18 protein-coding genes, 1 other RNA gene and 1 pseudogene are annotated in these 18794 nt (G+C 49.5%); 6 read left to right on the top strand and 14 right to left on the bottom strand.

Annotated features, from left to right (window positions below; genetic code table 11):
- Positions 1-49: 49 nt before the first annotated feature.
- The 8 genes and pseudogenes from OJ965_RS07095 to smpB form a co-directional block, all read right to left on the bottom strand.
- Entirely contained in the window at positions 50-529 is a 480-nt protein-coding gene (locus tag OJ965_RS07095) for a DUF943 family protein (RefSeq protein ID WP_265138510.1), read from the bottom strand.
- Positions 530-639: 110 nt separating this feature from the next.
- Positions 640-1107, bottom strand: coding sequence for a DUF943 family protein (locus OJ965_RS07100; RefSeq protein ID WP_265138511.1), 468 nt, complete (start codon positions 1105-1107; stop codon positions 640-642).
- A pseudogene (locus tag OJ965_RS07105) lies at positions 1104-1805 on the bottom strand (YPO3983 family protein). Before OJ965_RS07105 ends, OJ965_RS07100 begins: the two are co-directional and overlap by 4 nt.
- Positions 1806-2017: 212 nt before the next feature.
- Positions 2018-2479, bottom strand: coding sequence for a DUF943 family protein (locus tag OJ965_RS07110; RefSeq protein WP_265138512.1), 462 nt, complete (start codon positions 2477-2479; stop codon positions 2018-2020).
- On the bottom strand, positions 2469-3314 hold the full coding sequence (locus tag OJ965_RS07115) for a YPO3983 family protein (RefSeq protein ID WP_046102390.1): 846 nt from the start codon (positions 3312-3314) through the stop codon (positions 2469-2471). The genes OJ965_RS07110 and OJ965_RS07115 overlap by 11 nt, the downstream gene beginning before the upstream one ends.
- A gap of 1071 nt (positions 3315-4385) precedes the next feature.
- Positions 4386-6338 (bottom strand): NACHT domain-containing protein, encoded by a 1953-nt coding sequence (locus tag OJ965_RS07120; RefSeq protein ID WP_046102389.1) that lies wholly within the window; start codon positions 6336-6338, stop codon positions 4386-4388.
- A 294-nt stretch (positions 6339-6632) separates the two neighbouring features.
- Positions 6633-6994, bottom strand: a transfer-messenger RNA (tmRNA) gene (gene ssrA / locus OJ965_RS07125).
- Positions 6995-7037: 43 nt separating this feature from the next.
- The gene (gene smpB, locus OJ965_RS07130; RefSeq protein WP_009088626.1) at positions 7038-7520 is read right to left on the bottom strand and encodes an SsrA-binding protein SmpB; all 483 of its coding nucleotides are present in this window, start codon (positions 7518-7520) and stop codon (positions 7038-7040) included.
- A 158-nt stretch (positions 7521-7678) separates the two neighbouring features.
- Between smpB and OJ965_RS07135 the strand changes: the two genes are divergently transcribed.
- Both OJ965_RS07135 and OJ965_RS07140 read left to right on the top strand, forming a co-directional pair.
- Entirely contained in the window at positions 7679-8113 is a 435-nt protein-coding gene (locus tag OJ965_RS07135) for a type II toxin-antitoxin system RatA family toxin (protein ID WP_009088627.1), read from the top strand.
- Entirely contained in the window at positions 8106-8399 is a 294-nt protein-coding gene (locus tag OJ965_RS07140; protein ID WP_009088628.1) for an RnfH family protein, read from the top strand. Before OJ965_RS07135 ends, OJ965_RS07140 begins: the two co-directional genes overlap by 8 nt.
- An 88-nt stretch (positions 8400-8487) precedes the next feature.
- Here the strand turns inward: OJ965_RS07140 and bamE are convergent, their stop codons facing one another.
- The 3 genes from bamE to nadK all read right to left on the bottom strand — a co-directional run bounded on the left by bamE (position 8488) and on the right by nadK (position 11645).
- A complete protein-coding gene (bamE, locus tag OJ965_RS07145) occupies positions 8488-8835 on the bottom strand; it encodes an outer membrane protein assembly factor BamE (RefSeq protein ID WP_009088629.1) in 348 nt (115 codons plus the stop codon).
- Positions 8836-9020: 185 nt separating this feature from the next.
- A complete protein-coding gene (gene recN / locus OJ965_RS07150) occupies positions 9021-10682 on the bottom strand; it encodes a DNA repair protein RecN (protein ID WP_154927483.1) in 1662 nt (553 codons plus the stop codon).
- Positions 10683-10766: 84 nt separating this feature from the next.
- Positions 10767-11645: an NAD(+) kinase gene (nadK, locus tag OJ965_RS07155; protein ID WP_009088631.1), complete on the bottom strand. Its 879-nt coding sequence runs from the start codon at positions 11643-11645 to the stop codon at positions 10767-10769.
- Positions 11646-11767: 122 nt separating this feature from the next.
- Here nadK and grpE point away from each other — a divergent pair, with 122 nt between their 5' ends.
- Positions 11768-12349: a nucleotide exchange factor GrpE gene (gene grpE, locus OJ965_RS07160; RefSeq protein WP_009088632.1), complete on the top strand. Its 582-nt coding sequence runs from the start codon at positions 11768-11770 to the stop codon at positions 12347-12349.
- Positions 12350-12408: 59 nt separating this feature from the next.
- On the opposite strand, the gene ung is transcribed toward grpE, so the two are convergent.
- Positions 12409-13089, bottom strand: a complete 681-nt coding sequence (ung, locus tag OJ965_RS07165) for a uracil-DNA glycosylase (protein WP_265138517.1) — start codon at positions 13087-13089, stop codon at positions 12409-12411.
- Between the two features lie 242 nt (positions 13090-13331).
- Here ung and grcA point away from each other — a divergent pair, with 242 nt between their 5' ends.
- Positions 13332-13715, top strand: a complete 384-nt coding sequence (grcA, locus tag OJ965_RS07170) for an autonomous glycyl radical cofactor GrcA (protein WP_009088643.1) — start codon at positions 13332-13334, stop codon at positions 13713-13715.
- A gap of 217 nt (positions 13716-13932) precedes the next feature.
- Here the strand turns inward: grcA and srmB are convergent, their stop codons facing one another.
- The gene (gene srmB / locus OJ965_RS07175; protein ID WP_150028959.1) at positions 13933-15261 is read right to left on the bottom strand and encodes an ATP-dependent RNA helicase SrmB; all 1329 of its coding nucleotides are present in this window, start codon (positions 15259-15261) and stop codon (positions 13933-13935) included.
- 164 nt (positions 15262-15425) lie between these two features.
- On the opposite strand from srmB, the gene trmN reads away from it, so the two are divergent.
- Positions 15426-16175 (top strand): tRNA(1)(Val) (adenine(37)-N(6))-methyltransferase TrmN, encoded by a 750-nt coding sequence (trmN, locus tag OJ965_RS07180; RefSeq protein WP_154927485.1) that lies wholly within the window; start codon positions 15426-15428, stop codon positions 16173-16175.
- On the opposite strand, the gene nadB is transcribed toward trmN, so the two are convergent.
- Positions 16160-17782: an L-aspartate oxidase gene (gene nadB / locus OJ965_RS07185; protein WP_154927486.1), complete on the bottom strand. Its 1623-nt coding sequence runs from the start codon at positions 17780-17782 to the stop codon at positions 16160-16162. The genes trmN and nadB overlap by 16 nt on opposite strands.
- Before the next feature lie 412 nt (positions 17783-18194).
- Here nadB and rpoE point away from each other — a divergent pair, with 412 nt between their 5' ends.
- Positions 18195-18773, top strand: coding sequence for an RNA polymerase sigma factor RpoE (gene rpoE / locus OJ965_RS07190; RefSeq protein ID WP_009088652.1), 579 nt, complete (start codon positions 18195-18197; stop codon positions 18771-18773).
- The last annotated feature ends 21 nt before the right edge of the window (positions 18774-18794 follow it).

Below are 18794 nucleotides of genomic sequence, written 5' to 3' on the forward strand. Positions count from 1 at the left end.
CGTGGAAGATGGATAGGGTTACTACTCCCCCTGTGCAAATATGTCAAACTCAATCGGCTCTGTCTTTTACTATCTTACCGTTATTTTTCACGCGATATACATTATTGTTGGTTGTAAAAGAGAGTCCCATATTTCTACCGTAACGAACAGTAAGAATTTTGTCTTTTTCTATACAGTTCACTGGTGGTTTCATGTCTTCGAAACATAGCCTGTCATACTTACCTTCTTCTTTATAGCCATCGCCAAAATCCCACAAGACGACAGTAAAATAACCATCATTATCAGGCGCCGGGACGCCATGACTGTTTTTAAGCATAGGTTTGTTTTCCTGCCACCAGTCTATTCTCTCTTTATCTGTAAAAGGGAAGTTTTTTACCAGAACGTAACTGTGATTACCATTTTTATGGACAGCAACGATTTCTGCAGGACGCAGCAACAGCCAGAAAACATAGGCCAGCAGAAGGCAGGAAAGCAACGATAGTATGAAGATAGCTGGTTTGTTTTTAAATTTTACTTTCTCATTTCCCATGTTGTTACTTTCACTCCTGTAGAAAAAGCTTCATGAAAATTTTGCCAGTTTTCAGGATGGCTGATACAGGCGTGGAAGGTATTACTATCCCCACGCGCGAGAGAGAGAGTCTATTCGTCTTCAGGTTTTAATATTTTTCCATCTGGTATAAGACGATGTTCGCTATCGCTTCCTGTCAATATGGTGCCTCTGTTCTTGCTAAAACTGATTGAAAACACTCTCTCCTTATCAATACAGTTTACGGGTGGTTTCATATCATCAAAGCAAAGTCTGTCATATTTCCCTAACTCTTTATAACCATCCCCGAATAACCAAATAGTCAGGTAAAAATGACCGTTTCTATCAGGTTTTGGAATACCATATTTATCATTTAACATCTCCTTGTTTTTTAACCACCAGTTGATTTTTCCCTTATCAGTTGGCGGGAAACTATTGACCAGAACATCACTGAAACCACTACTTCTGTGATGAGCGGCTATGACATCCACGGGGCGCTGAGACAACCATAGCCAGTAGCTAAGTAGCACACAACCAGCCAGAAAAAGCAGAGCGATAATTAACTTTTCTTTTAGTCTCATTTGCGAATTCCAGTAATTTTCAGAGTTTTTTCCACATTGGTCATGAATAGTTTGAAGCTAAACTGATTGTATCGCTGTAACACGAAACAGATACAAAAGAAATGAAACTGACTGACTTTTGTATTCAGAATATCATCACTATCCAGACCGAAGTGATCCTGAACTTTGTAACGTACCACTGCCCGAAGACGATTATTATTAATATTCAGTGGTTTTATGGTGATATGCGTTGCTCAGGTATCATGAACGGTGATACCCAAGTCGTCAAAATTATCCTGGGATCTGTCGAGTTTTGGCAGTTTACCACCCGATATGGCTTCATGCAGCTTTGGCTTTTCAAAAGATGAATAGATATTATTTTGCCAGTCAATATTGTCTTCAAGCGCTTTCTGCAACAATAGACGTGTACTATTTCACAGCGAGTTATCATTGATTATATGTTCTTTTGATGCCTGGTTCAGCGACATATCGTGGAAGGGCGTACCATAGCCATTCTGCATGATCATCTTTTTGATCAGATGACTATAGGGCCCGTAAAGGGAAAATTTATGGGATAACGAGCGATCCGTCAAACAACATTGCGGCACTGCTGGCGGGTAATTTTCTCCCCGGATTCGCGCATTACAGCAAAACATGGACTGTGGACGATCCATTGATGAACGTCGGGTAAGCGTCCAGGGATTCAACTTTTTTGGCATGGCAAAACGCGCACAAGTACGCCCGGGAGTGAGTAGCGTCTATACGTGAATCTAATGTGGGGGAAAATACCTCACCGAAAGAAATTGAAGCAGCGGTAAGACGTTGCTGCTTCGGTTAGCCTCTTAGGCATTTTGCTATGCCTGCGTGACTGGCGCAAACCATATAGGGTGGATGATGTTATTGCTGTCTCCAGGAAAGAGATGCGAGTTTGTTAATATTTTCTTTTTTCAATCTCACCGTTTTCCTTTATATAATATTTACCGCTATCCAGTCGAAAATACAAACCCGTTTTTTTACTGTATACCACCATCATTAGTGAGTTTTTATCAATGCAATTTATTGGTGGCTTCATCTTTTCAAAACATAGTCGGTCGTATCCATCAGTTTCTTTATATCCATCTCCAAGATCCCAAAATATTACGGTAAAAAAACCATCTTTTGCCGGTTTGGGGGTGTTATATGTATCGTTGAGATTTTTTTTGTTTTTCAACCACCAATTGATTTTCCCTTGTTCTGTTAATGGAAAGTTTCTCACCAATACATCACTATAGTTACGTCTTTGGTGAACGGCTATGACTTCCACGGGACGTAACGAAAACCAGATAAAGTAACCCAGCAGGGCGCAGCCAGTTAGTAATGATGCACAAAGCAATTTTTTATTTTTAGATTTCACACTGGCTCCCGGAAATATCTATGAAGGCTTCAATGTTGGTAATGAACGGCTTAAAGCGAAACTGATTGTATCGTTGGAGAACAAACCAGATACGGAAGAAATGAAACTGGCTGAATTTTATTTTCAGTATGTCGTCGCTGTCGAGACCAAAATGATCCTGTACCTTGTAATGCACCACTGCCCGGTAACGATTATTATTAATCTGTAGTGACTTTATAGTTATATGCGTTGCCCAGACATCATGAACAGTGATACCCATGCCGTTATAATTATCCTGAAACCTGTTAAATTTGGGGAGTCTTCCGCTAAGTACAGCGTCCCTCAGTTTTCCTGATTCTTCTCGTGGGTAATATTTATTTTCCCAGTCGATATTTATACTTAAGGCTTCTTTCAATAATAAGTATGTACTATTTTTTGTTTTATCATTCAGAATATGCTCTTTCAAGGCCCGGTCCAGCGAGATATCACGAAAGGGCGTACCATTGCCGTTCTGCAGGTGAGTGATCATCTTTTCGATCAGGTGGCTATAGGGTCCGTATAGAGAAAATTTGCGGGATAACGAGCGGAATTCGTCAAACAGCATTGCGGCGCACTGCTGGCGGGTAATCTTTTCACCCTGGCCACGCAGATTACAGCAGAACATAGACTGCGGACGATCCATTGAGGAGCGTCGGGTAAGCGTCCAGGGATCAACCCGGTCAGAAATGTAATCCAGCCGGTACTGAGACTTTAGCTGTGCTTCGGTCAGATCGCCGCAGCGCATGTCTTTAGCGCTGTAATCGTCCATCAACTTTTGCGTTTTGAATATGGTGCAGGGAAAATGTAATGCAGCCATGATTTTACATTCCTTGTGTAATCATCCGTGGTGCTCTTGGCAGGGAATAATACGCTGTTAAAGGTCAGAGTGTAAACACCATATAGCCTCTTCCCTTCATTTTTACAGATGCACTTTTGAGAATATGAGCTGATTGATTCTGTATAACACGATAATTAGTAAAATCAGTAAATGATGAGCTTTTAATAAGATGAAGGCTGAAAATGTACGACATATGGTTAGAGATGTAATGATGGCGAAATGAGCGTCGCAGGAAGAAAACCACGTTAACTGGCCGCTGGTCTGCGCCACCTTCCACGGTATTCTGCCGGGTCAGGCTGCTTTGCACTCGTGCTTTAGCAATGCTGACAGAAAGGTAATTTACGACTGCATGACTAGACTGAATATCGCTGATGCTGAACTTGAGGGCCTCTATACCTGATATGACTTGCTCACCATTGATTAATACTCCACGATGTTAATAATGCCTTTATAATCCATATGAGGATATTCACATGAAGAAGCGATTCTCTGATGAATAAATCATTAGTTTTCTCCATGATGCAGAGGCGGGATTTCAGCTCAGGAACGCCAACTTATCAATACCAGGCCCCTTACTTTTAGCCTTGTCAAAATGATAAAGCTTTATGAGATGTTTAAAAGGTTAGGGTTTGATTCGTTCTTTTCGGTTTTCGCGGGGTAAGTTTAAGGAAAAAAAACGCAGGGCTTGTTCTGTGAGGGCTTCCCGGACGCTGGCGGATGGCTCTGTGCTGGCGGAGTCTGAATATGCTCTTCAACTATCAGATTATATTATTTATTTGTGTTTTTTTATGATTGGTATACCTGAGCGTATACCAATCTCATTTATCAACCTATCTTTCAAGATCTGTTAAGACTTAACTTGTATCGTTAGATATGCTTTAACTACTGCACTTCTAACACCTGAGTGCTTAGTGTCAAGGATTCCAGAACGAAGGAGGGCATTCATCGGCGAAAAATTCAGCCCTCATAAACACATCTTACATTAACTAATTCTATACTGAGTCATGAAATCCAAGCATGAAATATGATATATGGCTGATGGTTGATTTTTTAGTCAAACCCTTCGAGTAAGTCATTTACCCCGTTAGATGTGTCTGAAGTAATATCATGTAGAATCTTGCTAGCTGCTTGTCTTTGTATTACAGGAGTCGTCAAAGTATGCCTAAACTGAAGTATAATACCTATAATATCTGGGATGATCTCATTGTTAAAAGCAACAACCTCTCCATTTTTAGTCCTGATTATCATGTTTTCCGGCACTTTAAGTGCGTCAAAGTATAATCTATCGTAATAATCTTTTTCTCTGAAGAAATATTCCGGGTTCCTTAACCTAATTATTTCGAAAACAGTGCTCTTGAGAGAGGATGGATATGTGATGTGAGTGACGTAATCACGAAATCCTATAAAGCTGTTTTCAAAATTGCTATTAGGAGTTTTTTCATTTTCAAATATATCGAAATCTCCTAAACTTGCGTGACTATAGGGAGTTAGAAGTAGGCTTAAATCAGAGAAAAAACTAATGCTCGTCCAAATTTCTTTATCACTTTCATTAAGGGCTTCAAAAGATGATATTTTTTCTGAATGTTCGAAATATTCGTGAAGGCTTTGTTTGAGTATGGACTTTCTGAAAGAATCATAATCAATATCAGAGCAAAGTTCAATTATGTTTTTAAATTTGACTGGGCTATTGCTTTCATACATTTTCAGTAGCAATTCATCTCTCTTATCTTTAACCTCAATACAAATAAACTCAGCACAAAAATATTCCATTAGTGACTTGTGAGACCAACGATAAAGCGAACCTTCCTTAATGAATAAGGGGACTGAATATGTAAGATCACTTATAAACTTTATAGGTTTTACATTGATTCCCTTGATTTTTTCGATGATGCCAGTCAGTACACTTTCAAGCTCTCCTCTACTGAACTCTAATCTACCATTGTTTTTTAAACACCAGAAAGCTAATCTGCGCAAAATTATGCTGAAGTCAGTTATGTCTAATCCAGACTCTTTTCTTCTAACGTAACCTGTTTCTTTACTGAGATCATGAGTCTCAAAAAGCGCTTCAAAAACTTGGCTGTAAAAAAGGTCCTTGCGTCTCGGGATTACAGGTTTATATTTATATGAACAGAAAAGAAGAGAAACATATAAGGGTGTTGTTAAGAATTCAATGATGGCGCTATTATCTGCTTCCTTCATCGCTTTTATTTCGGTAATAAGTTTATTGGAAAGGACTAAGCTATTGCCAATCTTCGATGAGTTTATATCATACAGCTTTATTAGATCATATGATTGATTTAAATTTAGTGGTCGAATTTTAAATCTACTAAAAGAATGCAATTCGAGTAGAGACTGGTCTGGTCTTGAGGTTATAATTATTTTAGATTCAGACATTTCATCGCTAAAGGTTTTTATTCTTTTTATTAGATCATTCTTAATGTCGAAAGGTATTTCATCAACACCGTCAAAGAAGTAGGTGAAAGGTATTCTTTTTAATGTACTATCATCCTTGAAGCTATCTAGCCCTATAAGGTTTTTAATTTGATCTATAATTGGGCTGTTGTTAAGGGTTCTTAATTCTATATATATGGGGATTTCACCCGAGTTGTCTATGACGTCGACAACGATTTTCTTCATCAGCGTCGACTTACCCATTCCGGCATTGTCTATTATTAAAATGTTCTTAAATTGCTCTAAAAGTATATCGCCCCTACGAACTATATGATCACTTGTTTCTCTAGAGTCTAACTTTGATAGAGTTAGTGGGACATATATATCATTAACCTTTTTTAGAATGTTTGGGAAAGCCAGCGAGTTAATTAATGAGCATTGCGCTTTTGTTTTTGCTAAATAGTCAGACATCTGATTTTTTAGCTTAAAAATATTCTTTTCTTTCTTATAAAAGTCAGCGCCTCTATTAAATAGAAAAGGGAGTATTTTTTCTTCGAATAGCTTCATTGCCCAAGGTCTAGCTAAATCAACTGCATGCTCAATAGTGATCATTTATGCCGCCCGCATCATACGCATTAAAATTTGATAATAATATATCACGCTTAATCTATGGAGGAAAAGCCATCTGCTGATGGCAGCATACTGGTTAGAAATGAATAAATCATTGCAGTAGAACTCAATAACACTCCATAAAAAATTAAAAGAGTCAGCATCAGGAATGGCAAATCGTCGCGACTATCGAGGAGGGCACCAGCAGGCCACAGACACAAAAAAGCCCGCAAGGCTTTCACCGTGCGGGCTTTCAGGACTTAAACGGACGATTCTGGTATCGCCGCGAAAGAATTTTGGTGGAGCTGGCGGGAGTTGAACCCGCGTCCGAAATTACTACACCGTCGGCACTACATGCTTAGTCAGTTTTTACATTCGCCGGTCAGCTGCGAACAGACACGCCACTGACAGACTAGCCTGATTGGATTTAACGCTTCAACCCCAGGCAGGGCCTCCACGCGATCTCTTTTGGGTTTGACCTCTCTTGATCCCCGTCTTAAGAGCGGAAGCTAGGGAGAGAGGGCTCAGAGCAGGTTATTAAGCTGCTAAAGCGTAGTTTTCGTCGTTTGCGACTATTTTTTTGCGGCTTTTTACGAGGCAAACCGCCCCTCGGCATGCTCCTAAGGCTTCACAATCCCGTCGAATCCAGAATCAGCCCCAGAACTTCAAATATTAGCAATTAAACAGCATAAAATCCAGTGTTTAGCGCGCTGAATTCTTCATGATACGGGCTTTGTCTAATTTCCATTCACGGTCTTTGATGTCGTCGCGCTTGTCGTGCTCTTTCTTACCGCGTGCCACACCAATCTTCAGTTTGCACCAGGCGTTCTTCCAGTAAAGCGACAGCGCCACGAGGGTGTAACCTTCGCGGTTAACGCGCCCATAGAGGGAGTCGAGTTCGCGTTGCTTCAGCAGGAGCTTACGGTTACGGGTCGGGTCACAGACCACATGGCTGGACGCAACCGCTAAGGGTTGAAAGGTTGAACCGAACAGGAACGCTTCGCCATCGCGCAGCAGAATATAGCTGTCGCTGATGTTGGCTTTACCGGCACGAAGTGATTTAACTTCCCATCCCTGTAACGATAATCCCGCTTCATACTCCTCTTCGATGAAGTATTCGTGGCGGGCGCGTTTGTTCATGGCAACAGTGGCCGAACCGGGTTTGTGTGCTTTTTTCTTTGTCATAATGAGGCGTATTTTACATCACTTAGTCGGTTATCGCATCCCCAGTCCAGCGGGGCAGCAGGAAACGGGATATTCTAGCACACCCTTTACCAGGGACATTTTTGTTTGATCGCTGAAAATGCTATTATTCAGCGGTTTCTTGATGAACAGGAACCATTATGGCTCAGATTAGTCGTTCGGCACTGGTCCCGTTTAGTGCCGGGCAGATGTACAAACTTGTAAATGATGTGGATGCCTATCCGCAATTCCTGCCGGGTTGCACCGGAAGCCGCGTGCTGGATGCGTCAGAGAATCAGATGACGGCATCTGTGGATGTCTCGAAAGCGGGTATCAGCAAAACCTTTACCACCCGTAACACCCTTACGGATAACCAGAGCATCCATATGCAGCTGGTTGACGGCCCGTTCCGTAAGCTGACCGGCGGATGGAAGTTCGTCTCGCTGGGCGATGACGCCTGCAAAGTCGAATTAAGCCTGGAGTTTGAATTTACCAATATGCTGGTAGAGATGGCCTTTGGACGCATCTTCAAAGAGCTTGCCAACAGCATGGTCCAGGCTTTCACCCAGCGCGCCAAAGAGGTCTACAGTGCCTGACATCACCGTTGAGGTGGTCTATGCGTTGCCTGAAAAGCAGTATCAGCTCTATGTCAAAGTGGAGCAGGGCAGCACGGTAGAACAGGCCATCGTAAAATCAGGATTACTGGAGCTGCGTCGGGAAATTGACCTCGCCAGCAACAAGGTCGGCGTCTACAGTCGGCCGGTGAAGCTGGATGATGAGGTAAATGAGGGCGATCGTATCGAGGTTTATCGTCCGCTGATTGCCGATCCTAAAGAGCTTCGTCGTCAGCGTGCAGAGCGGGCTGCGGTGAGCAAAAAATAAGTTCTTTCTGGCTTTACAGATAACGGACATAAAAAAGGCGCTCGGTGCGCCTTTTTGCTGCCTGTTTTTCAGACTCTCTGGGGTGTGATTAATCGCTGTTCTGAGACAGATTCGGCTTATTGTCGATGTTGGTCAGCACACCGTTGCCATCAAAGGTCAGCGTCAGCGTCTGCTGTTTGACGCGCTCATGACCGGGTTCCTGACGGAAGATGTAATACCAGACGTTGCTGCCAAACGGGTCTTTCATCATCGGCGTGCCGAGGGTGTAAGCCACCTGCTGCTGTGTCATACCGGTATGGATCTTGGCCACATCGTTGGCAACCAGATAGTTGCCCTGGTTGATATCAGGACGGTAGACCACGCGCTCTAAAGTGGAACATCCGGCGGTCATCATCAACATTACCACTGCCGCGGCAGTCAGCGTTTTACAGCGCATCTATACATTCCTTTTCCGGGGCCAAACGCCTCAACAGGCGATTTTATTGCCATCAAAATCTGAACTCTGCCTGCGGCAGGCTTTATTACTCTGGCGACATAAGTGCCGATGATAATAAACCTTTTCGCTGTTGGAAACCTCTGCAGAGCAAGCATATGACCCCGTCAGGTTAAAAAAGTGCGCTGCTATGCGGCTAAAAGTTCTTTTGCATTCGCCAGGGTGTTGCGGGTGACCTCGCTGCCGCCCAGCAGTCGTGCCAGTTCCTGCAGGCGCGCCCGCTTGTCCAGCGGCTGCATGTGGGTTTCAGTCATTGCGCCGTCGGTCTCTTTGCTCACAAAGAAGTGCTGATGACCGCAACCGGCGACCTGCGGCAGGTGCGTGACACACATAACCTGCGTCGATTCACCCAGCTGACGCAGCAGTTTACCTACGACAGCGGCGGTCGGGCCGCTGATACCGACATCAACCTCATCGAAAATCATTGCCGGCGTTTCCATTTTCTTCGCGGTGATCACCTGAATCGCCAGCGCGATACGTGACAGCTCACCGCCTGACGCCACTTTACCCAGCGGCTGCAACGGCTGACCAGGGTTAGTGGTGACCTGGAAGTCGACGCGGCTTGCGCCATCAGCCGTCAGCTGATCCGGGTTAAAGGTCAGGGCGATTTTAAACTGGCCGTGCGGCATCGAGAGCAGATGCATACTCTGAGTAATCAGATGCTGCAGCTCATCTGCAAAGTGGCTGCGCTGCTGATGAAGCTCTTCGGCGCTCTTAAGAGCCGCCTGATAGTGTTCACCGACCAGCGATTGCAGGCTCTCCTGATCGCTTTCGTGCTGTGACAGCAGCTCCGCTTCATCCAGCAGCTGCCGATGCAGTTCAGGCAGCGCTTCTGGCGTGACGTGATGCTTACGCGCCAGGGCTATCTGGCGTGAAATCCGTTTTTCCAGTTCGTACAGGCGATTAGGGTCCAGATCGAGGCTGTCACAGTAGTGACGCAGCTCATCGCTCGCTTCGCTCAGCTGGATAGCCGCCTCTTCCAGCAGGTTATGCACGCCGTTCAGCTTCTCATCCAGCGAGGTCAGCTCAGAAATCAGCTCACGGGCGCTGTAGAGCAGGCTGTTGAGATTGGTGTCATCACTGTCGGAGAGCATCTGCAGCGCCTGCTGGCTGGTTGACAGCAACTGGCCGCTGTTCGCCAGACGCTTGTACTCTTCGTCGATCTGCTCATATTCACCCGGCTGCGGGGCAAAGTCGTTCAGCTCTTTAAGCTGATACTGCAACAGTTCACGGCGCGCTTCGCGCTCCTGCGCCTGCTGCTGATGCAGCGCCAGGGTGCGGCAGCTCTGATGCCAGGTCTGATAGCTGGCACGCATGCGCTGCAGCAGATCATCATGGCCGGCATAGGCATCCAGCAGATGTTTCTGGTGATCGGGTTTAAGCAGAAGCTGATGGGCATGCTGACCGTGGATCTGAATCAGCAGCTGACCAAGATCGCGCAGCTGAGAGAGCGGGACCGCGGTGCCGTTGATAAAGCCGCGCGAACGGCCATCGGCGCTGATCACCCGGCGCAGCAGACACTCGTTGCCATCATCCAGCTGATTATCCAGCAGCCAGCGCTGGGCTGAAGGGGAGGCCTTAAGCTGGAAGCGGGCACACAGGTCAGCCCGGCTGGCTCCCTGACGCACCATGTCGGCGTCAGCACGACCGCCAAGACATAATCCCAGCGCATCAATCGCGATGGACTTACCGGCACCGGTTTCACCCGTGATGGCTGTCATGCCGCGGTGGAAATCAATGTCGAGCTCACGAACGATAGCGAAATTACTGATGGTCAGTTGGGCCAGCATAGGTTCACCTGTACGAATAAACACATATGGTTTTTCATACAGTATAAACTGGTTTTTTATCCAGTAAAGAGGCTGCACCCCTTTTCAGAACAATTTTTTTGACCAGCCCAGTTTAGAGCTCAGCGTGTTGAAATAGCTGTAGTTTTTAGGGTGAATCAGGTTGAGGTGATGATTGCTGCGCCGGATCAGAACATCCTCGCCCTCCTGTATCGGCAGGGCAATCTGACTGTCGCAGCTGATTTCCAGGTCGCTGCGGCGGGACGAAAAGCGCAGGCGGATGGTGCTGCTGCTGTTGATGACCAGCGGCCGCGCCGAGAGCGTATGCGGGAACATCGGCACCAGCACGATCGCTTCCAGCGACGGTGTCAGAATCGGGCCCCCTGCAGAGAGCGAGTAGGCGGTCGAGCCGGTAGGGGTGGAGATAATCAGTCCGTCAGAGCGCTGCGAAAAGGCGAACACCTCATCGATGTAAACCTCAAATTCGATCATGTGCGCAACTTTACCGGGATGGAGTACCACCTCGTTGATGGCGGTGCCGATGCGCGGCGAACAGGCCGATTTGCACACCTGCGCTTCCAGCAGAAAGCGGCTCTCGACAAAATAGTTGCCCTGCAGCACCTCATCCAGCTGCTGCTGCGCATTGTCAGGGTCGAGGTCGGTAAGAAAGCCGAGGTTACCGCGGTTAATGCCAATCACCTTGATGTCGTAACGGGCCAGCACCCGTGCAGCCCCCAGCATATTGCCATCACCGCCTACCACCACCGCTAAATCGGCCTGCTGACCAATCTCCGCCAGCGTGCCGGTCTGCACATCGTGAAGCGATAGCTCCTGCGCAATCTGTTGCTCGACGATCACTTGATAACCTTTGGCTGTCAGCCAGCGCCAGAGCATCTCATGCGTGGTTAGCGCGGTGGGATGGCGTGGATGACCCACAATACCAATGCAGTTAAAGTGTTTGTTCATCTGGTCGGTGTTCCTTATAAGCCAAAACGGCAAGGCAATGTGACAGGTTCCCTTGAAACCGCTATTTCAATCCCCATAATAAGCCAACCAGCGAAATGAATGTGCAAAACGCGGAGAAATTCATGAGTAGTAAAGAACAGAACACCCCAAACGAGCAAGTCTCAGACGAAATTCAGCAGGATCAGCAGCAACCTCAGGAAGCGGAGACAGCGGCAGAGGTGGATCCGCGTGATGAGCGTATCGCTCAGCTCGAAGCTGAATTAGCGCAGTCGCAGACCGGCGTGCGTGATGCTCAGCTGCGTGCGCAGGCTGAAGTCGAAAACATTCGTCGTCGTGCGGAAATGGACGTTGAGAAGGCGCACAAATTTGCGCTGGAGAAATTTGCCAACGAACTGCTGCCGGTTATCGACAGCCTTGAGCGCGCGCTGGAAGTGGCGAACAAAGAAGATTCACAGCTGGCGCCTATGATCGAAGGGGTTGAACTGACTCTGAAAGGTCTGCTGGGTGCCGTGCGTAAATTCGGTGTTGAAGTGGTCGGCGAAACCGGCGTGCCGTTTAACCCGGAAGTGCATCAGGCGATGTCGATGATGGAGTCGGAAGAGTTCGAGCCTAACCATGTCATGCTGGTGATGCAGCGCGGTTATACGCTGAATGGTCGCCTGCTGCGTCCGGCGATGGTTGCCGTTGCCAAAGCCAAAGGCTGATTCAGCACCGGAATCCCGCTACACGGCCGCGCACTGACGCGGCCGTGTGCATTCTGGCGTCAGTCCGGTAAAACCGGCGTCCAGTCCACCGGTTTTTTTCCGGCCGCGCTGAGCAGTTCGTTGGTTTTTGAGAAATGGTGGCTGCCGAAAAAGCCGCGATGCGCAGAGAGCGGCGAAGGGTGCGGCGCCTGCAATACATGATGGCGCTGGCGATCGATGATGCTGCCTTTCTTCTGGGCATGCGATCCCCACAGCAGAAAAATGACCCCTTCACGATGCTGATTGATCGCTGCAATCACATTATCGGTAAATGTCTCCCAGCCGAATCGCGCATGGGAGTGCGCTTTGCCCGCCTCGACCGTTAAAACGGTGTTCAGCAGCATCACACCCTGTTTCGCCCAGCTCTCCAGGAAGCCGTGACTGGGTTTCTCAAAGCCCGGAATATCCTGCTGCAACTCTTTATAGATATTTTGCAGGGATGGCGGCACCTGAACGCCTGGCAGCACAGAGAAGGCCAGGCCATGTGCCTGGTGAGGGCCATGATAGGGGTCCTGGCCGAGGATGACGACATTGACGTTGCCCAGTTCCGTCAGGCGAAAGGCATTAAAGACATCTTTCTGCGGCGGATAGACGGTGACCCCCGCAGCGCGTTCATCGGCGACCAGCTTCAGCGTCTCGACAAAATAGGGTTTCTGTTTCTCTTCAGCCAGCACGTCGTGCCAGGTCAGCTTTTCAGCCATGTTTAACTCCCTTTCCGTTAGTGCCGTAAGCTTAGCCGTTCCTGCCGCCCAGCTGAAGGTAAAATAAATTTGAAAAATACAAATAAAGTTAAGTGGTAATGCATTTTCAGATCAACGGGTTAGCCTGAATGGCCACAGAGCGCCGGGTGAAGATTGATGCAGGTCAAGGCTGGTCGAAAGGATGGGTGGTATACCGGAGCCTTAAATTTGATTTATTCACCTATTATTCGGGAGATGCAAAGATGATCACAGGAATCCAGATCACTCAATCCAACCATGCCAACCTGCTGAACTCCTTCTGGCTGCTGGACGAAGAGAAAGCCCAGGCGCGTTGCCTGTGTGCCGCCGGGGGTTATGAAGAAGACCAGGTTGTGGCTATCAGCGAGCTGGGCGAATTTGCTTATCGTGAAGTTCCGGTAGAAATCAAACCGCAGGTGCGTGTTGAAGGCGGTCAGCATCTGAACGTCAACGTGCTGCGTCGTGAAACGCTGGAAGATGCGGTGAAGCACCCGGAAAACTACCCGCAGCTGACCATCCGCGTGTCGGGCTATGCCGTGCGCTTCAACTCACTCACACCTGAACAGCAGCGTGACGTGATTGCCCGTACTTTTACCGAAAGTCTTTAAGTGGCCTGAGTGATCGGACGCTGAAAATAAACGCAAAGCGCATACAGCATATTTTATCATCCTTATCAGCAAGATAGAGAGTCATGTACAGCGAGCCGGTCAGTGAGTATCGCCAGCAATGCGATCAGGCAGGTAAAATGGTGTGAAAAGGCTGTTAACAGCTGTCAGCTAAAAAAAATCGCCTCATCAGAGGCGATTTTTTTGTTTAAGCGCTGTTTTATTCCGCATTCTCGTTAGCGGCCGCGCTGCCGCTTGCCTTACGGCGTTTGCCGATATTTTTGGCGTCACGATGACGTTTTTTTACGCGGGGTTTTTCAGTTTCGCTCGCTTTCTTCTCTGCGCGCTTAGCCAGCACCTTTTTCGACGGTTTGCCGGTGGTTTTCGCACTTGGAGCGCGGGTCACCGGACGCAGCTCGTCAATGACGCGCGCTTTAATCGGCTCATTAACGTAGCGGGTGATTTTACCCAGCAGGACGTAATCGTGCGCTTCCACCAGCGAGATGGCGATGCCTTTACGACCGGCGCGACCGGTACGGCCAATACGGTGCAGATAGGTATCGGCGGTGCGCGTCATGTCATAGTTGAAGACGTGGCTGACATCTTCAACGTCGATGCCGCGCGCCGCAACGTCGGTGGCAACCAGCACGTTCACCCGTCCTTCACTCAGACGTTTAATTGCTTCGTTACGCTTCGCCTGCACCATTTCGCCTTCCAGATAGCTGGTGCGGATCCCCGCTTCGTGCAGCCAGCTCACCAGCTCATGCAGACGCTCACGCTTGCGCACGAACACGATGCTGCGTGTCACTTCCGGCTGCTTCAGCAGATGGATCAGTAGTTTGGTTTTGTGCTCAAGATCGTCAGCGCGGTAGTACCACTGCTGGATCTTTTTGCGCTCGCGACGGCTCGGATCCGCTTCCAGCTCAACCGGATCGTTCAGCAGACGTTCGGCGAAATCGCGGATATTGTCGCCTTCCAGCGTGGCGGAGAAGAGCAGGGTCTGTTTGCGCCAGCGCGTTTCAGCCGCGATGGTTTCGATATCCTGGGCGAAGCCCATATCCAGCATACGGTCCGCTTCATCCAGCACCAGCGTTTCCACAGCGCGGCAGTCGAAGTTCTCTTCTTTAATATACTGCAGCAGGCGGCCGGTGGTCGCGACCACGATATCCTGGTTTTCGCTGAACACTTCGGCGTGGTTCATGTAGGCCACGCCGCCCGTGATGGTAGCGATATCCAGATGGGTATGTTTCGCCAGTTCACGCGCATGTTCGGCGACCTGCATCGCCAGTTCGCGGGTCGGGGTCACAATCAGGATGCGTGGCGGGCCAGATTTCTTGCGCGGAAAATCAAGCAGGTGCTGCAGCGCCGGTAACAGATAGGCGGCGGTTTTCCCGGTCCCGGTAGGTGCCGAACCCAGAACGTCGCGGCCCTCCAGCGCGGGCGGAATTGCAGCAGCCTGAATCACTGTTGGACGCGTGAAGCCTTTTTCCTGCAACGCTTGTAGCAGGCTTTCGTCGAGTTCGAGTTCGGAAAATGTGGTTACTGTCATGGTCTACCTCAGTTTGGGGCGCTGATTATAGACAGATCAGACTGAATCTTCATCTGTTAATCCGTTTCCGCTGCGCCTGGGGGTGTCTGCCGCGTGAATTCCCTCTGTTGCCACGTTACACTCATGCGCTGCCGGACGGCAGGAAAAAACGATGGTAGTGAAGAATGATGCAGGATAAGCCGCGTGAACGGCCACAGTTAAACAAGAACGGTTTTACCTTTAAACAATTTTTTGTCGCGCACGATCGCTGTGCGATGAAAGTAGGAACCGATGCCATTCTGCTCGGGGCCTGGGCACCGGTGGCCGGGGTCAGGCGCATTCTGGATATCGGCAGTGGCAGCGGGCTGATTGCCCTGATGCTGGCGCAGCGTACACCGTCGCAGGTGCTGGTCGATGCGGTTGAATTAGAGCCAGAGGCCGCGCAGCAGGCGCAGGAGAATGTGCAGCAGTCGCCGTGGCCTGAACGAATCCGGGTGCATCAGCACGACATCGCCCGCTGGGCAGAGGAGTCCACCGCGCGTTACTCCCTCATCGTCAGCAATCCCCCTTACTTTGCGCCTGGCGTGGCCTGTTCTACGCCAGCGCGGGACAGCGCCCGCGCCACAGCCTCGCTCGACCATCAGACGTTACTGCGCAGCGCGGCGTTACTGATTGAGGAGGAGGGGATGTTCTGCGTGGTGCTGCCTGCCGCCATCGGCCAGGATTTTATCGCGCTGGCAGAGGCGGATGGCTGGCATCTGCGTTCGCGCCTTGATGTGGCGGAGTATGCCCATCGTCCGCCGCACCGGGTTGTGCTGGGCTTCTCGCCGCAGCCTGGCGAAACCCTGCTGGAGCGGCTCGCTATCCGCGCAGCAGACACCCACTATTCGGATGAGTGGTGCAGCCTGACGCGGGCGTTCTATCTCTTTATGTAGCCGGGCGGCGTCAGAATTGTCGGTCGCGCCTCAGGCAGCAGGTTCGGGTAGTCGCGAATGTAGTGCAGGCCGCGACTCTCTTTTCGCTCCAGCGCACAGCGCACCATCAGATCCGCCACCTGAACCAGATTCCGCAGCTCCAGGAGATGATTGGAGAGGCGGAAGTGACGGTAATACTCATCGATCTCCTGCTGAAGCAGGGTGATGCGGCGCAAAGCCCGCTCCAGTCGCCGCGTCGTACGCACAATGCCGACATAATCCCACATGAAGAGCCGCAGCTCATGCCAGTTGTGCTGGATGACGACGCGCTCATCGGCATCATCGACCTGGCTCTCATCCCAGGCGGGCAGGGTGGTCACAGCCTCTATGCCAGGCAGGCTCTGAATCAGCGCTTCGGCGGCTGACCAGCCATAGACCAGGCACTCCAGCAGCGAGTTGGAGGCCATGCGGTTCGCACCATGCAGGCCGGTGTAGCTCACCTCTCCGATGGCATACAGGCCGCTGACGTCACTCTGCCCATGCTGATCCACCATCACGCCGCCACAGGTATAGTGGGCAGCAGGCACGATCGGGATCGGTTCCCGGGTCAGGTCGAAGCCAAAGGTCAGCAGCTTTTCATAAATCATCGGGAAGTGGGCGCGCACAAACTCTTCCGGCTGGTGGCTGATATCCAGATACATGCAGTCCACGCCCAGCCGCTTCATCTCATGATCGATGGCGCGTGCGACGATATCGCGCGGAGCCAGCTCGGCGCGCTCATCAAAATCGGGCATGAAACGGCTGCCATCGGGACGCACCAGCCAGGCGCCTTCTCCGCGCAGGGCTTCAGTCAGCAGGAAGTTCTGCGCCTGGGGATGAAACAGGCAGGTAGGATGAAACTGATTAAATTCGAGGTTGGCGACCCGGCAGCCCGCACGCCAGGCCATCGCGATCCCGTCACCGGAGGCGACGTCAGGATTCGTGGTGTACTGATACACTTTGGCGGCGCCGCCGGTCGCCAGCACCACCGCCCGCGCCTGACAGGTTTCCACCTGCTCGCGGTTACGGTTCCAGATCCAGGCACCCACCACCCGGCGCGGGCCAGGCAGGCCGATTTTATCGGAAAGAATCAGATCGACCGCGTTGGTGCGTTCCAGAATGCGGATATTGGGGTGGCTGAGCGCCTGGCTTACCAGCGTGGTTTCAACCGCATGACCGGTGGCATCGGCACTGTGCAGAATACGGCGATGGCTGTGTCCGCCTTCGCGCGTCAGGTGATAGCGCATCTCGCCTGAGGCCTGCGGATCGAGATCAAAGGCAACGCCGTTGTCGATCAGCCACTGCACGCAGTGCCGCGCATTGCTGGCGATAAACGAGACCGCCTCCCGGTCGCACAGCCCTGCGCCGGCAATCAGCGTATCTTCTATATGCGCTTCAATACTGTCGGTCTCATCGAACACCGCCGCAATGCCGCCCTGAGCATAAAGCGTAGAGCCTTCATTGACCTGCGCTTTGCTGAGCACCGTGACCTGATACTGTTTCGCCAGGCGAAGCGCTAAAGAGAGGCCCGCCGCACCGCTGCCCACAATCAATACATCACACTGATAATCCGGATTCGCATTTGTCATGGTGTTTAATTTACTAAACAAAGATTGCCCTGAGCATAAGCCCTGAGCCGGTCGCTGTGAAGTATTTTAAACAAAAGTTCGCAGATTCACGGTGTGAATTCAGAAAAATCACCGATAATCATTAAGTTATAAACAGTACAATTTGAGCTCTGTTTTCTATACCAAACTTATTATCGGCGGAGGATTTAATGATGAAAAAGCTGTTGTCATAGGTTACTCTGCCTGCGATTTGCGCTCCTTACACTGAACGAAAACGAACAACCTGTGTAATCAATTCCGGAGCGGCAAATATCAGGTCGGGAAGTGAACTTCGCACCACATCACAACTCTAAGCGCATGCTTGCTCAGAACCAATGAGATGTGCTGGCAGTTACTTTATGCGTAAGAAAAGTTTGGGGAGACATTACCTCGGATGAGCGAGCAGTTAACGGATCAGGTTCTTGTCGAGCGGGTTCAGAAGGGAGATCAAAAAGCTTTCAACTTACTGGTGATTCGTTACCAGCACAAAGTGGCGAGCCTGGTTTCACGCTATGTACCTTCAGGCGATGTGCCTGATGTCGTACAGGAATCATTTATCAAAGCGTATCGCGCACTGGATTCATTCCGTGGCGATAGCGCCTTTTATACCTGGCTGTACCGCATTGCGGTCAATACAGCGAAAAATTACCTGGTTGCTCAGGGGCGTCGTCCGCCATCCAGCGATGTGGATGCGATTGACGCAGAAAATTTCGAAAGTGCGGGCGCATTAAAAGAAATTTCGAACCCTGAGAACTTAATGTTGTCTGACGAATTGAAACAAATTGTCTTTCGTACCATCGAGGCGCTACCCGAGGACTTGCGTATGGCAATCACCCTCAGGGAACTGGACGGCCTGAGCTATGAAGAGATCGCCGTCATTATGGATTGCCCGGTAGGCACTGTTCGATCACGTATCTTTCGTGCGCGAGAGGCTATTGATAACAAAGTTCAACCGCTTATCCAACGTCAGTGATAACGGCTACTGGAAGGGTAC

This window comes from Pantoea anthophila (genome assembly GCF_026104315.1).
In the GTDB taxonomy this organism is placed as follows: Bacteria; Pseudomonadota; Gammaproteobacteria; order Enterobacterales; family Enterobacteriaceae; genus Pantoea; species Pantoea anthophila.